This window comes from Photobacterium sp. GB-36 (assembly GCF_003026135.1).
Lineage (GTDB): Bacteria > Pseudomonadota > Gammaproteobacteria > Enterobacterales > Vibrionaceae > Photobacterium.
In genome coordinates, this window is record NZ_PYNY01000001.1 from 273,111 (window position 1) to 287,272 (window position 14,162).

General features: G+C 38.5%; 10 protein-coding genes. 4 read left to right on the plus strand and 6 right to left on the minus strand.

Annotation, left to right across the window (positions count from 1 at the left end):
* Window positions 1-248 precede the first annotated feature (248 nt).
* From fabV to C9J46_RS01210, 3 genes are all read right to left on the minus strand, one after another.
* Entirely contained in the window at window positions 249-1,451 is a 1,203-nt protein-coding gene (fabV, locus tag C9J46_RS01200; protein ID WP_107205721.1) for an enoyl-ACP reductase FabV, read from the minus strand.
* A 187-nt stretch (window positions 1,452-1,638) separates the two neighbouring features.
* Window positions 1,639-3,915 (minus strand): acyl-CoA dehydrogenase, encoded by a 2,277-nt coding sequence (locus C9J46_RS01205; protein ID WP_107245458.1) that lies wholly within the window; start codon window positions 3,913-3,915, stop codon window positions 1,639-1,641.
* 66 nt (window positions 3,916-3,981) lie between these two features.
* Window positions 3,982-4,641: a TetR/AcrR family transcriptional regulator gene (locus C9J46_RS01210; RefSeq protein WP_107205928.1), complete on the minus strand. Its 660-nt coding sequence runs from the start codon at window positions 4,639-4,641 to the stop codon at window positions 3,982-3,984.
* Between the two features lie 845 nt (window positions 4,642-5,486).
* Between C9J46_RS01210 and C9J46_RS01215 the strand changes: the two genes are divergently transcribed.
* Window positions 5,487-6,740: an OFA family MFS transporter gene (locus C9J46_RS01215; RefSeq protein WP_107205719.1), complete on the plus strand. Its 1,254-nt coding sequence runs from the start codon at window positions 5,487-5,489 to the stop codon at window positions 6,738-6,740.
* Between the two features lie 730 nt (window positions 6,741-7,470).
* Here the strand turns inward: C9J46_RS01215 and C9J46_RS01220 are convergent.
* Window positions 7,471-8,289 (minus strand): sugar nucleotide-binding protein, encoded by an 819-nt coding sequence (locus tag C9J46_RS01220; RefSeq protein ID WP_107205718.1) that lies wholly within the window; start codon window positions 8,287-8,289, stop codon window positions 7,471-7,473.
* A 371-nt stretch (window positions 8,290-8,660) separates the two neighbouring features.
* On the opposite strand from C9J46_RS01220, the gene C9J46_RS01225 reads away from it, so the two are divergent.
* Together C9J46_RS01225 and pyk are read left to right on the plus strand one after the other, a co-directional pair.
* Window positions 8,661-9,518: a MurR/RpiR family transcriptional regulator gene (locus C9J46_RS01225; protein ID WP_005367039.1), complete on the plus strand. Its 858-nt coding sequence runs from the start codon at window positions 8,661-8,663 to the stop codon at window positions 9,516-9,518.
* A 238-nt stretch (window positions 9,519-9,756) separates the two neighbouring features.
* Entirely contained in the window at window positions 9,757-11,202 is a 1,446-nt protein-coding gene (gene pyk, locus C9J46_RS01230; protein WP_107205717.1) for a pyruvate kinase, read from the plus strand.
* A 66-nt stretch (window positions 11,203-11,268) separates the two neighbouring features.
* Here pyk and rimJ read toward each other — a convergent pair whose 3' ends face one another.
* Window positions 11,269-11,865, minus strand: coding sequence for a ribosomal protein S5-alanine N-acetyltransferase (gene rimJ / locus C9J46_RS01235; protein ID WP_107205716.1), 597 nt, complete (start codon window positions 11,863-11,865; stop codon window positions 11,269-11,271).
* A gap of 75 nt (window positions 11,866-11,940) precedes the next feature.
* On the opposite strand from rimJ, the gene C9J46_RS01240 reads away from it, so the two are divergent.
* Window positions 11,941-12,522, plus strand: coding sequence for a methylated-DNA--[protein]-cysteine S-methyltransferase (locus C9J46_RS01240; RefSeq protein ID WP_181316921.1), 582 nt, complete (start codon window positions 11,941-11,943; stop codon window positions 12,520-12,522).
* 79 nt (window positions 12,523-12,601) lie between these two features.
* Here C9J46_RS01240 and tyrR read toward each other — a convergent pair whose 3' ends face one another.
* A complete protein-coding gene (gene tyrR / locus C9J46_RS01245) occupies window positions 12,602-14,140 on the minus strand; it encodes a transcriptional regulator TyrR (protein WP_107205715.1) in 1,539 nt (512 codons plus the stop codon).
* Between the last annotated feature and the right edge of the window lie 22 nt (window positions 14,141-14,162).

The following is a 14,162-nucleotide window of genomic DNA, read 5'->3' on the forward strand; positions in this document are numbered from 1 at the left end:
TAAAACTATCACTAGTAATTTATTAATAGCTAGGAGAGTTAATAAATGCAGTGCGAAAAATGTGCTAGTTTTGATGTGGGAAGAATAAAGCGAAAACTATGGCATAAGTTTTACATTAGAAGAATTTATCTCTGCAACCAATGTGGTTGGATGCATAAACAAAAAAAATAACAAATAGATTAACTTGATGAATCAAAACAATATAATAAAAAAACCGCCTTTCGGCGGTTTTTTTATTATATTGTGAATTAGATGTCTTTCACATCAAATTCAACAACCGGATTCACATCTGCATCATAATCAACAGTGTCAATACCAAAACCAAATAGCTTTAAAAACTCATCTTTATATTGCTGATAGTCAGCGACATCAAATAAGTTTTCATTGGTTACGTTTGGCCATAAATCACGACAATGTTTCTGGATATCTTCGCGAAGTTCCCAATCATCTAGACGTAGACGGTTTTCGCCATCAACTTCAGGTGCCATGCCATCTGCTTTAAATAAGCGTTGATTGAACATACGTAAAATCTGCTGCATACAACCTTCGTGTACACCTTCTTCACGCATCTTCTTAAATACCATCGCAATATAAAGTGGCATAACAGGAATTGCTGCGCTAGCTTGCGTGACCACACTCTTAAGCACAGCAACATTTGCAGAACCGCCAGTTTTCGCTAGCTTCTCGTTTAGCTCTTTTGCTGCACGATCAAGATCCATCTTCGCTTGACCTAGCGCACCGTGCCAATAGATTGGCCAAGTAATTTCAGTACCAATGTAGCTATAAGCAACCGTCTTACAACCATCGGCTAAAACACCTGCATCAGATAGAGCATCAATCCAAAGTTCCCAATCTTGGCCGCCCATTACCGTTACAGTATCTGCAACTTCTTGCTCTGTAGCTGGCTCAATACTTGCTTCGATTAATACATCTTTATTGGTATCTACTGCTGTTGCTGTGTACGTCTCACCCATTGGTTTTAAGCATGAGCGAATAACTTCACCTGTTTCAGGTAATTTACGTACAGGTGATGCAAGTGAGTAAATCACCATATCAACCTGACCAAGATCTTCTTTGATCAAATCAATGGTTTTTTGTTTTGCTTCGTTAGAGAAAGCATCACCATTCAAGCTTTTTGAATAAAGACCTTCTTCTTTCGCAAACTTGTCAAATGCTGCTGAGTTATACCAACCTGCAGTACCTGGTTTTTTCTCTGTACCTGGTTTTTCAAAGAACACACCAATAGTTGCAGCACCACCACCGAATGCCGCAGCAATACGAGACGATAGGCCATAACCACTTGATGAACCAACGACTAGCACACGCTTAGGTGCGTTCGCAATGGGACCTTGTGCTTTTGTGTAAGCAATTTGCTCTTTTACGTTCTCTTCACAGCCCACTGGATGCGTTGTTGTACAAATAAATCCACGAGTTTTAGGTTTGATGATCATCTTCAACTTCCCTTACATAGTTGTTGATAGGATAAAAGGTTAGCGTCAAAATCGCATTAAATTTATGACAGAAAATGATAAAAACCGTAGTGGTTGGAGGTGTTACAGATATTTCTGGTCAAAAAAAGTGCCACGCTAAGCGTGGCACATGGGAGATTCCAGGTTTATATATCACTAACTAAGCTACCTAAGCTGCTTTTCCTGGTAGTATGCGAGCTTTTTTAAAATGGTCTGCACAAAAATGATCAACTTGAACCGCTTTTTGTCTTAGCTGTTCAGCATTTTCTATTTTTTTCTTCTCTGCTTCTGTGATTATTCCCACATCTAATGCAACTTGTAATTTATTTGTTAATGAAGCTTTGCGCGGGATCTCACCTCTACGTGTTGCTTTCATCAGTTTACGCTCTAAAGGTTTGATCTCGTGCATAGCTAAAAAAGCACGTTCCATAATCGCAACAGGATCATCCTCTTTATTACCAACATAGCAAAGGTGTGTTAATCGCTCACGATGTACACCAGGAGTCATTAATGCTTCTGCAATATCGATAGCGATCACATCTGATGGTGCATGGTAATGAATGCCTAACGGAAAATTAATGGTACGTAATAGACGTCCAACTCCTTTACGAGGGAAGTTATTAAACACATCATTGAAAGCAATACCACACTGATGTAAACAATGTTCTACACCATATTTCACCATTGATAAATCTTGCTGTTGACGTCCTTCGTCTTCATAGCGTTTTAATACTGCCGACGCTAAATAAAGATGACTTAAAACATCGCCTAAACGTGCAGAGACTAATTCACGACGTTTTAACTCACCACCAAGGCTTAACATCGCAAAATCCGCACTCACCGCCAATGCCTTAGACATTCTTGCTAACTGACGATAATAAGGTGCAGTTTCACCACTCACTGGTACTCGATTAAAACGAGATCCAGAAAATGCATTCAGTAATGATTTGCTGACATTACCAATAGCAAAGCCTATATGTTTTGATAGCAACTTATCGAAGTCTTTTTCACCTTGCTGTTCATCTGGATTGGCAGCGGCTTCCATTTCACTCAGTACATAAGGGTGACAACGTGTTGCACCTTGACCAAAAATCATTAGGTTTCGAGTTAGAATATTCGCGCCTTCAACTGTGATTGCAACTGGCATACCAAAGTAGTGATGGCCTAAATAGTTCATTGGACCAAGCTGAATAGCACGACCAGCATGCACATCCATTGAATCATTGAGGATCGTTCGGCCCATTTCAGTCATATGGTATTTGGCAATCGCTGTAACTATCCCAGGGGTTTGCCCCATATCTAATGACGTCGTGGTTAAGGTACGAGCCGCTTCTAGCATATAGGTATAACCACCAATTCGACCTAAAGCTTGTGCAACACCTTCAAAATTACCAATTGAAGTACCAAATTGCTTACGAACAACGGAATATGCGCCTGTCGTTTTCGATGTTAAATGGCCAAAGGCAGCCCCTAATGCTGGAAGGGAAATACCACGACCTGCTGATAAACACTCCACCAGCATGCGCCAACCTTTTCCTGCATATTCTTGACCACCTATTAGCCAATCCATTGGAATGAACACATCATTACCACGTGTAGGTCCATTCATAAAAGCCATATTTAATGGGTCATGGCGTTCACCAATTTCAACACCAGGATGATCGGCGGGAATTAATGCACAGGTGATCCCTAATTCTTTTTTATCACCAAGCAGACCATCAGGATCTTTCATTTTGAAAGCCAGACCTAATACTGTTGCAACGGGTGCCAAGGTAATATAACGCTTGTTCCATGTTAGGCGTAAACCTAATACTTGTTCACCTTCATGCTCGCCATAACAAACAATACCTTCATCAGGAATACTACCGGCATCTGAGCCAGCTTCTGGCCCTGTTAATGCAAAACATGGAATATCTTTCCCGTTAGCTAAACGGGGTAACCAATAATTCTTCTGCTCTTCAGTTCCGTAATGAGTCAATAATTCACCCGGCCCTAGGGAATTAGGAACCATGACGCATACCGCAGCACTCAAACTCCGAGTTGCAATTTTGGCAACTATGGTTGAATTCGCATGCGCTGAAAAATTAAGGCCGCCGTATTCTTTACCAATAATTAACGAGAAAAACTTTTCATCACGTAAGTACTGCCACACCTCTGGCGATAAATCTTTATCTTCTTGAACAATCTGATAATCGTTTATCATGGCCAATAAGGTTTCTAGCTTAGTGTCGATAAACACTTGCTCTTCATCAGTAAGTTTTGGCTTAGGGTAGGTTAATAAGGTATTCCAATTAGGTTGCCCACTAAATAACTCACCGTCCCACCATACACTTCCCGCTTCCATTGCCTCGCGTTCTGTTTCAGATAACGGTGGCAACACTTTTTTAAACACCTTAAAGGCGGGATCGCTGAGATATCGTTTTCGCATTACAGATAAAGTGCTCATAGTTCAGATCCTTTTGCTTCGATTATTTTTATAATGACTACGTAGGTATACATTCGTTATTTAGTTTTAGACTTGCTTAACCAGAGAAATATTCGTTTCTATTGGCGCCCCAACCCCTGCTGCGAGATAAGGAACAAGACGATCAATTAAATCTTCAGTTTTCACATGATTCGAAAAATCGTTTTCTGCTATTTCACATAAAGCAGCGCTTGATGCCATCGTGAATACTGATGCACCTAATGTGAAATGTAAGCGCCAGAAAAGAGTTTCTGGATCTAAGGATGGATTAGCACGGCATACGGCAGTGACAAAAAGAGAGAGGACTTTGTCGTAACGGGTAACAATAAACCACCGTAAATGTCCCTGTACGTCAGTATAACCTCGCCCTAGTAATGACATAAAAACCGTCGCACCATTAGTTCGACAATCATTAAGGCTAACTAACGGTGACTTAGTACAGTGAAAGACATCTTCCATCGTAAAATCATCACGGGTTAAGAGTCTTTCTAATTCACTTTGCAACGCTGGCATAAAAATATCAAGGTAACGGCTGAGTACTGCACGTACCAATGTTTTCTTATCACCATAATGGTAATTAACAGAAGCAAGATTGACTCCAGCTTTACTTGTTATGGTCCGCAGCGACGTTTCGTTAAAACCATGCTCGGCAAATAACAGCTCAGCGGCATCTAGAATGCGACTTTTAGTTTCACCTTTTCCAGCCATTTTCATTCACCCGTATTAAACACATGTTTAAATACTACAACTCGTTAACACTTTTAACAAGTTTGCTATCTCATTTTGAGAGGTGAAATTTCAATAGCTCTTAAAGACAGATAAAGTAAAAATTAGACATTAAATATCAACAAGTTAAAACAAACTACCATAACCAAGGTTAATAATTAATAAAATAGAATCGAAAAAAGCATATATTCGCGGAACTTAAACACATCGATTGAGTCTGACTACATGCCACTACTTTTTTGTTGAAGATTTTCCTTCATAGCCTACTCCTGTTATTGGAGTAGGTTTTATTTCCTTGCTGACTTTTGCTAAGTTGCCCTCTTATTTTTTAAACTCACCTATTAATATCTAGACACATATCATTTATAAAAGCGACGAAACGACTCACTTTTACATACAACTCCACGATACGAATAATAATAACAATTACTTTAGCTACTTATATAAATAACTATCACTAAAAGTAATTAATCAATTAAATTAAAACATAACAGGATATCTAATTATCTTTATTTTTAGTTCTGTTAATTATAATTAAGAATGGTTATAGATTTTGTTTAACGATTAAAATAAACCAACACCCAATTTGTAATACATAATACAAATAGAGGTTTACTCGCTTTTATTTCGCCGAAAATGAAACAAAAAAATCGTTTTAAAACAACACCTTAATTTATTTAATATTTAGTTACATTTTAACTTGCCATCATTATTTTTATCGCTAGAATTCCCACACAGTATTAACGGGTAATATTTAATAAAGATATATATTACTACGATCTATTTATTTGGTTTTTCACCATATAAATATCATTTGAGAGAAATTCATGTTTGATAGAGCAAAGCAAATTCTTATTGCTGGTTTTTGTATTAATTTATGTATTGGTATTCTATTTACTTGGAGTGTATTTAAAAAAGCGCTAGTTGTTGATTTAGGATGGACAAACTCAGAAGCATCTCTTCCTTATACTGTCGCTATTATTACTTTCTCTATAACTCTTCTTTTAGCGGGTATTTTACAAGATAAATTTGGCCCTAAGCGTGTATTAATCGCAGGCACGATTTGTTCTGGTTTAGGTTTAATTGCATCCGGTTACATCACAAACCCGACTCAACTTATTTTTACCTTTGGTATTCTTGCCGGTGGCGGTATTGGTTTTGGTTATGCTTGTTTAAGCCCTGCAGCAATGAAATGGTTCCATCCTTCAAAACGCGGGCTTGTAAATGGCCTTATCGCTGCGGGCTTTGGCCTTGCTGGTGTTTATCTTGCTCCATTAATTACATCATTAATTGGAAGTTACGGTATTAGCTATAGTTTTATTATTTTAGGTATTGCTCTTTTATGTATTGCAACACCATTAGCATTTACCATTACCAATCCACCTTCTCATTACGTACCTATCGCTTCATCTAAACAGACGGATAAGAAAGTAGCGGTGCCACAAAAAGAAATGTGTTGGACTGCTATGCTCAAAACGACGCAGTTTTATAGTATTTGGGTTATGTACCTTTGTGCATCATCAACAGGTTTAATGATCATTGGTAATATTACCTCTATCGCTTCAGCACAAGCAGGTATGACGGATGCCGCTCACCTTGTTGTTATTCTAGCTTTATTTAATACATCAGGCCGTGTGCTTGCTGGCGTGCTATGCGACAAAATTGGTGGTCTTAAAACATTATCGTTATCATTTATGTTATCTATTGCCAATATGATGTTGTTCCCTCATTACACAAGCCATATTAGTCTTATCATCGGTATGGCAACAGCGGGCTTGTGTTATGGAACCTTACCGGCAGTATTTCCATCACTAACAGCAGGTTTCTATGGTTTGAAAAACTACGGTACAAACTATGGTGTCGTATACACAGCATGGGGTGTCAGTGGTTTCATTGGCCCCGTTATCGCCGCAGTTGCTGTTGATACCACAGGTAATTACAACCTCGCTTATTTCTACTCGGCAATTATCATGGGAATTGCATTTGTGTTTTCGCTGCTAACAAAGAATCCAGCAGTCAAAGCTGTGGCATCTGTCAAAAAAGAAGACAATGAAATGCTAAACACAAAAGTGACGGCCTAAACAGAACAAAGCAGTGTGGATATTATTTAAAAATCAATATATTAAGTAATCTCGATATTTTAATACTAAAAATATTCGAAAACTTAGGAACCTTTTTTAAAATCCTGAGTCTTAAATAATGTATTCAGATTGATAAAGATTTCGCAAAACAAACATGTTTCAACAATTTTTATCATTGTAAATGCCACTACTGCTTTAACTCCTAATTGTAATTTTTAGTTTGCCCACTATTTTTGTGGGCTTTTTTTTGTAAAAAAGGTCTTTGACGGCCACCATAAAAAAAGATGACTTTTTTTTCACTTTTATTGAACTAACCTTAATTTCGTTAGTCTTACTAGTATGATTCATAATAAAACCTACTATGCCTTTGGTTTTGAATCAGTATTTTAAAGTTTTTTATTTATGTTAGATGTCCACTACTGCTGAACTTTTTGTAAAATTTACGGAACTTTTTATCCCATTAAAACATTTTTAATGGGATTTTTTTTATCTATTCAGATGACTTAAGTACTCAAAACGGTATTGTTGTGTGTTTTTTTGCCTGAAAACTATTTTTTTTTAAAAGTTTTGAACCAAACCTAAAATTCAAAGTCTGAATATATAGAATCCATAATATTGGTGAGAATTGTTTAACTGGCCGTCGAACTTCTTCCAATACTCCTTATTGCCACTGCAATTATCCTTTAATTGCATATTTTTACGCTGAACTGTTGTTCAGCGTTTTTTTTATCTATTTAGACAGCATCAAATCTCTATGTTTAAGAACATAACCTAGATTCGTTAATGTCTTCGCAGCATCAATCACTTTTGCAGTACTACTTTCATCATCAGGTAAAAACTCCGGCAATGGCAATGATAATTGCTTCGCCATCTGAGTATAATACTTACTACGTGTAGGGTGAAAATCAGACGCTAAATGTAAGACAGGCATACTATCTTTGATACCAACCAACCTTACTATCGCTGCAACACAGTCTTCTAGGTGAATAAGATTAACGGGATTACTGCCTCCTTTTAAAGCGTTTCTACCCGCTAAAAATTTGACGGGATGACGGTCTTCACCAATCAGCCCCGATAACCGCACTATCGTTAATTGATCACCCCATTGAGTACGCAAACTATTTTCAATCTTCACATGTGTCAAAGCAGAATCGGTTAATGGCATCACATCATCGTCTTCAGCCACACGGCCTTTACGTCCATCATAAACTGACGTTGTACTAATAAATATAATGCGCTGACATCCTGATTGATAAGCCGCGTTAGAAAGGGATAACACATTCTGATAATGCTGCTCTTTATCAATACTATTGCGACCGGCAGCAATATTAATCACCATCACATCACTTGCTAACATCGTTGCTAAAGATGATACTTGAACATCTTCTGTTAATGGTAACTGCATTGGCACCCCATGTATGCCATATGCACTTAAAGCATTCGCCTCTCTCTCATTTCTTTTTGTACCGTAAACGTTATGGCCTTTTTTATATAATGCCTTTGCTAAGGGCAAACCAAGCCAACCACAACCGCATATAGCAATATTCATTTTTCAGCCTCAAATTACATCAAATCCATATAAGAAAAATAACACCAATGGCTTGAAGCTTTAAGTTTCTAATTAAAAATGATAACAAATTACATCAGTATAATTTTTCACTTTGTAAAATAACGCCTTAAATATGAAAGGAATACACACAAAGTTTCTGTATCCGCTCTTTTTTTGTAATTATTCATCGAATAGAGTTTCAAAACTGAAAGCCAAAAGTCGATCCCTGTCAAAAACTAATAAAATTAGCCTTAAAAAAGCGCTGATTAGCTAGGAGATAGTCAAAATTAAGTAGTATAGTTTCATTAAACAAGCATCTTGATGACAAGTTTGCTACAAATGAAATTCAATAACGAAGTGCATTATTAGCTATGAACACCATAGAAAAAATACAAAATAACTTAGAACACTTCAGTAAATCAGAGCGTAAAGTCGCCGAAGTTATTATTGCCTCCCCACAAACAGCTATCCACTCAAGTATCGCAACACTTGCCAAAATGGCGGATGTTAGTGAACCGACCGTTAACCGCTTTTGCCGTCGCTTAGATACTAAAGGATTCCCTGACTTTAAATTACATTTAGCGCAAAGCCTTGCGAATGGTACGCCTTATGTAAATCGTAATGTTGAAGAAACGGATGGGCCAGATGCCTATACCGCTAAAATTTTCGAATCAACAATGGCGTGTTTAGATGTCGCAAAAAATAGTCTCGATACGATGCAGATTAACCGCGCTGTCGATCTGTTAACACAAGCAAAAAAAATCTCTTTCTTTGGTTTAGGCGCTTCTGCATCCGTCGCTCACGATGCGCAAAATAAGTTTTTCCGTTTCAACATTCCTATTGTCTGTTTTGATGATATTGTGATGCAACGCATGAGCGTGATTAACTGCTCTGATGGCGATGTCGTCGTGGTTATATCTCACACAGGTCGCACTAAAAGTTTGGTTGAAATTGCACAAATGGCGCGTGCTAATGGAGCAACGGTTATTGGTATTACGGCAAAAGATTCACCGTTAGAACGTGAATGCTCCTTATCTATTTGCCTAGACGTACCAGAAGACACTGATATTTATATGCCAATGGCGAGCCGTGTTGTACAAATGACCGTTATTGATGTGTTAGCAACAGGGTTTACTCTTCGTCGTGGTGCAGGGTTTAGAGATAACTTAAAGCGCGTAAAAGAATCGCTGAAAGACTCCCGCTTTTCTAAAGACAGTTCAACGCTGTAACACTTTAAAAGCGAAGCCTTAGCTTCGCTTTTTTATTCGCAACGTTTTCATTACATATTTTTTGTTACAACAAAAATGAATAACAAAAGTGACAGTTCATTGTCTTTTGATATACATCATTAAGCAAAATCTGCGAGATATGGTATCAAAACTATCTCATGTTTTATTGCCGACTTGGTAATCATCACTCTCAAACCAAGTGCTCAATAAAGCTCGTTTCTATAAATTGGAGTTTCACATGACTGAACGCCTAAGACGTACAAAAATTGTAACCACTTTAGGTCCTGCAACTGATCGTGATAATAACCTTGAAAAAATCATCGCGGCAGGTGCCAATGTTGTACGTATGAATTTCTCTCACGGCAGCCCAGAAGATCATATCCAACGCACTAAGCAAGTACGTGAAATTGCAGCTAAGCTTGGTAAAAACGTAGCAATTCTAGGTGATTTACAAGGCCCTAAAATTCGCGTATCTACGTTTAAAGAAGATAAAATCCAGCTTGCTATTGGTGATAAATTTACCCTTGATAGTGATCTACCTAAAGGCGAAGGCGATCAGTTTGCTGTCGGTCTCGACTACAAAGAATTACCTAAAGATGTGACAACAGGTGACATCCTGCTATTAGATGATGGCCGTGTACAATTAAAAGTAACAGCTGTTGAAGGTAATAAAGTACACACTGAAGTGACAGTCGCCGGCCCATTATCAAATAACAAAGGCATTAACAAAAAAGGCGGCGGCCTTTCAGCAGAAGCCCTAACAGATAAAGATAAAGCCGACATTTTAACAGCTGCGGCAATGGGCGTTGATTATCTTGCCGTATCATTCCCACGTAATGGCGAAGACATGAAATATGCGCGCCGATTAGCCACTGAAGCAGGCCTAAATGCAAAATTAGTCGCTAAAGTTGAACGTGCTGAAGCGGTAGCAACAACCGAAGCAATGGACGATATCATCCTTGCATCTGACGTTGTTATGGTTGCTCGTGGTGATCTTGGTGTTGAAATCGGCGATCCTGAACTCGTTGGTGTGCAAAAGAAACTGATTCGCCGTGCTCGTAGCTTAAACCGTACGGTGATTACAGCAACACAAATGATGGAATCCATGATCACTAGCCCAATGCCAACACGTGCAGAAGTTATGGATGTTGCTAACGCTGTACTAGATGGTACCGATGCCGTCATGCTTTCCGCGGAAACGGCTGCGGGACAATTTCCTGAAGAAACTGTAAAAGCAATGGCAAGTGTTTGTTTAGGCGCAGAAAAAGAGCCTAGTATTAACGTGTCTAACCACCGTTTAGATCGATTCTTCTCATCGCCTGAAGAAACGATTGCAATGTCAACCATGTATGCTGCAAACCACATGGAAGGCGTAAAAGCGATGGTTGCAATGACTGAATCGGGTCGTACACCGTTGATGATGTCGCGCATTACCTCCGGTTTACCCATTTTCGCACTATCTCGTAACGAAAATACCTTAAACCAAGCTTCATTATACCGTGGCGTAACACCTGTATTTTTCAATCGTGATAGCGATGCTGGTTTAGAAGCGGCAAAACATGCGTTAGATGTACTTCGTGATGCTGGATTTGTTAAAGTGGGCGATCTTGTGATCATCACTCAAGGTGATGTGATGGATACCATTGGTTCAACTAACAATATGCGTATTCTAACTGTCGAGTAATCTATTTATCTCGTACAAAAACGCACTAAAAGGCAACGTTCGCGTTGCCTTTTTTATTACTTATTTTTAAGGCGCTGACCACGTAACTGGCGCAGTCCACTGCTGATTAATCAATGAAGTTAGAACATGATCTTGCCACTTTCCATCAATTAATAAGTACGCTTTTGCTAGCCCTTCTTTTTCGAAACCCACTGAATGTAGTACGCTGGCACTTCTTTTGTTATGTGGCATGTAGGCGGCCATAATGCGATGAAAACCTTTTACTTCGAACATCCAGTTCACCGTCTCTTTTAATGCCCGACGCATAATAGCTCGCCCTTGGTAGTCTTGATCAAGGGAGTAGCCAACATGACACGCATGAAAAGGAAATTTCACTAAATTACTGTAGTTAATCACGCCAATAATATCGTCAGTGCTTCGGTCTTCAATCACAAAATAAAATGCCATTTCATGACGATGTAAGGTAGCGATTTGTTCGACTCTTTTTTGCCAACCCAGCTCTGAATAAAACAATTCATTACGCATCGGCTCCCAGGCTTTGAGAAAATCACGATTTTTTTGATAATACGTTGTTATCTTTGCCACATCCTGACTAGAAATAAGCCTAATTTTTATATCATCAAGCGCAATTGTGGATGAACGGTTTATAATTGAATGGAACAAACTATTACCTCGACACAAGGATGTTAATAAGAGGTGCTGAGCATTGTCGTAAGATTAGCATAACTAATAAACATATTGTTATATGTTATCAAACTGTTATCTGTTAATCTTAGCTTAGCAATGTTATTAATTACTAACGCATTTAGTGAGTTATGGATGTATTACGATTGTATAGAAACTGAACTAGGCAGCATTATGTTGCTAGCCGACCATCAAGGCTTAAGAAGGTTAACTGTCAATAGTCCTGGCTATTACCCTGATGAGTCATGGCAGCATAACCCCTCTTTTATGAGACCCTTCATTAGGCAACTAAAAGAATATCTCTTAGGCTCACGTAAACGCTTTACCTTCCCTCTCGCTCCTCAAGGAACGATGTTTCAACAGCAAATATGGCATGCTATTGCTGATATTCCCTTCGGTGAAACATCCAGTTACGAACAAATCGCGCTTGATATTGGCAATTCAGCTGCAAGCCAAGCTATAGGCATGGCAAAGAATGTAAATCCTATTCCTATCATTATCCCTTGTCACCGTGTACTTAATAGCAATCAAAATCTTTGCGGCTATCGTTATGGTGCTGAAATGGTAGAGCTATTACTTGCATTAGAGTCAGGTAAAGCCATTCTTATTAAAGAACCACAACATGAAATAGCATAACGCCAATACTAGATTGATATTCGAGATCATAAAAAAGAGATAATAAATATTATCTCTTTTTCTTTTATATCCACAGTAATTAGCTACGCTTACTTAAACCATATTCTCGTAATTTATTAGCAACGGCAGTATGTGATACGCCTAACCGTTTCGCTAATTTTCGGGTAGATGGGTAACTTCGATAAAGATTCGATAAAATACCGGATTCATAACGTTTCATGATCTCATCAAGAGAGCCATCTAATATTTCATCACTGATAATACTACTTGATTCATTTTCAGGTAACTGTACATCATCTGATGTCATGACCGTATTCTCAAGTTGTGTCATCGCACGGAATAGCACATTACGTAATTGGCGAATATTACCAGGCCATGCATATTGCTTTAAGTATTCTGCCAACTCCTCAGATAGCTGAGGTTTAGGCTGATGTAATTCTTGTGATAACTGAGTTAAAAATAATTCAGCTAACGGTACTATATCTGCCGATCTTTCACGTAATGGTGGAACAACCAAAGCAAGAACATTTAAGCGATAATATAAGTCTTCGCGGAAATCACCTGATGCAACTAAATCTGGTAGCTTTTTCTGGGTAGAGCAAATTACGCGAAGATTAACCTTTTTCTCAGCTTCCTCACCCACGCGTCGGAATGTACCATCTTGTAAAAAGCGTAGTAATTTTATTTGTAGATGTTTTGACATCTCACCAATTTCATACAAGAAAACAGTACCACCATCCGCTTGCTCAAAAATACCTTTTTTACTTGGCTCTGTTGTACTGCCAGCAAAACCAAATAGCTCAGTTTCGGCGGCGTTATCAGGCATAGATACGCAGTTTACAACTAAAAATGGTTTCTCTCGTCGTATAGAACGTTGGTGACATGCGCGGGCTAACATTTCTTTACCTGTTCCCGTTTCACCTTGGATCAATAACGGTGCATCTAATAAAGCCAACTTTTTCGCTTGAGCTAATAAATGCTTAAAACGCGATGATTGCCCGACTAAATGCTCAAAACCACTGTCTCCATCTAACTGGCGAGTCACAATCGGCATGGTTGCTTCAGACAGTGATTTTAGAAGAATAAGCGCACTGGCAAAAACAGGTATATCGGTTTCATCGTTAATATAAACAGGCATGACTTCCATTTGGTAATCTAAACCTGCAATCACCACCATCTCAGTATGTTTTTCAGCCTGTTTTGTTTCTAACCAACGCTGAACATTAAAGCCAAAGAGCGTATGAACATTTTCGTGATAAAGTGAGCCCTGATGATGAGCTAATAACCTTTCAGCGGCTTGATTGGCAAAATCAATTTTTCCGTTTAAATCGATGGAAAAAAAGGGATCAGGCAAGGTTTGAAGTAATGCAGAAAGCTCTGTATGTTCACGTTCACTCGGCATGAAATTTATTTTTCTTACATCTGTTACGCCATCTAACTGCCTTATTTGCGACATTAGATGACTAAACTGTTCAAATTCAATTTCAGGACAATTGAGATAAATGATACCAATGCGATCAATTTCAATCCCTCGAAGATCAATCTCCTGACTAGTCAGAATATCGAGTAGCTCGCGAGTCATTCCAACCCGATCTTCACAAAATACCTGTAGTCTCATTCTTTACGCCTTCTCAATATAA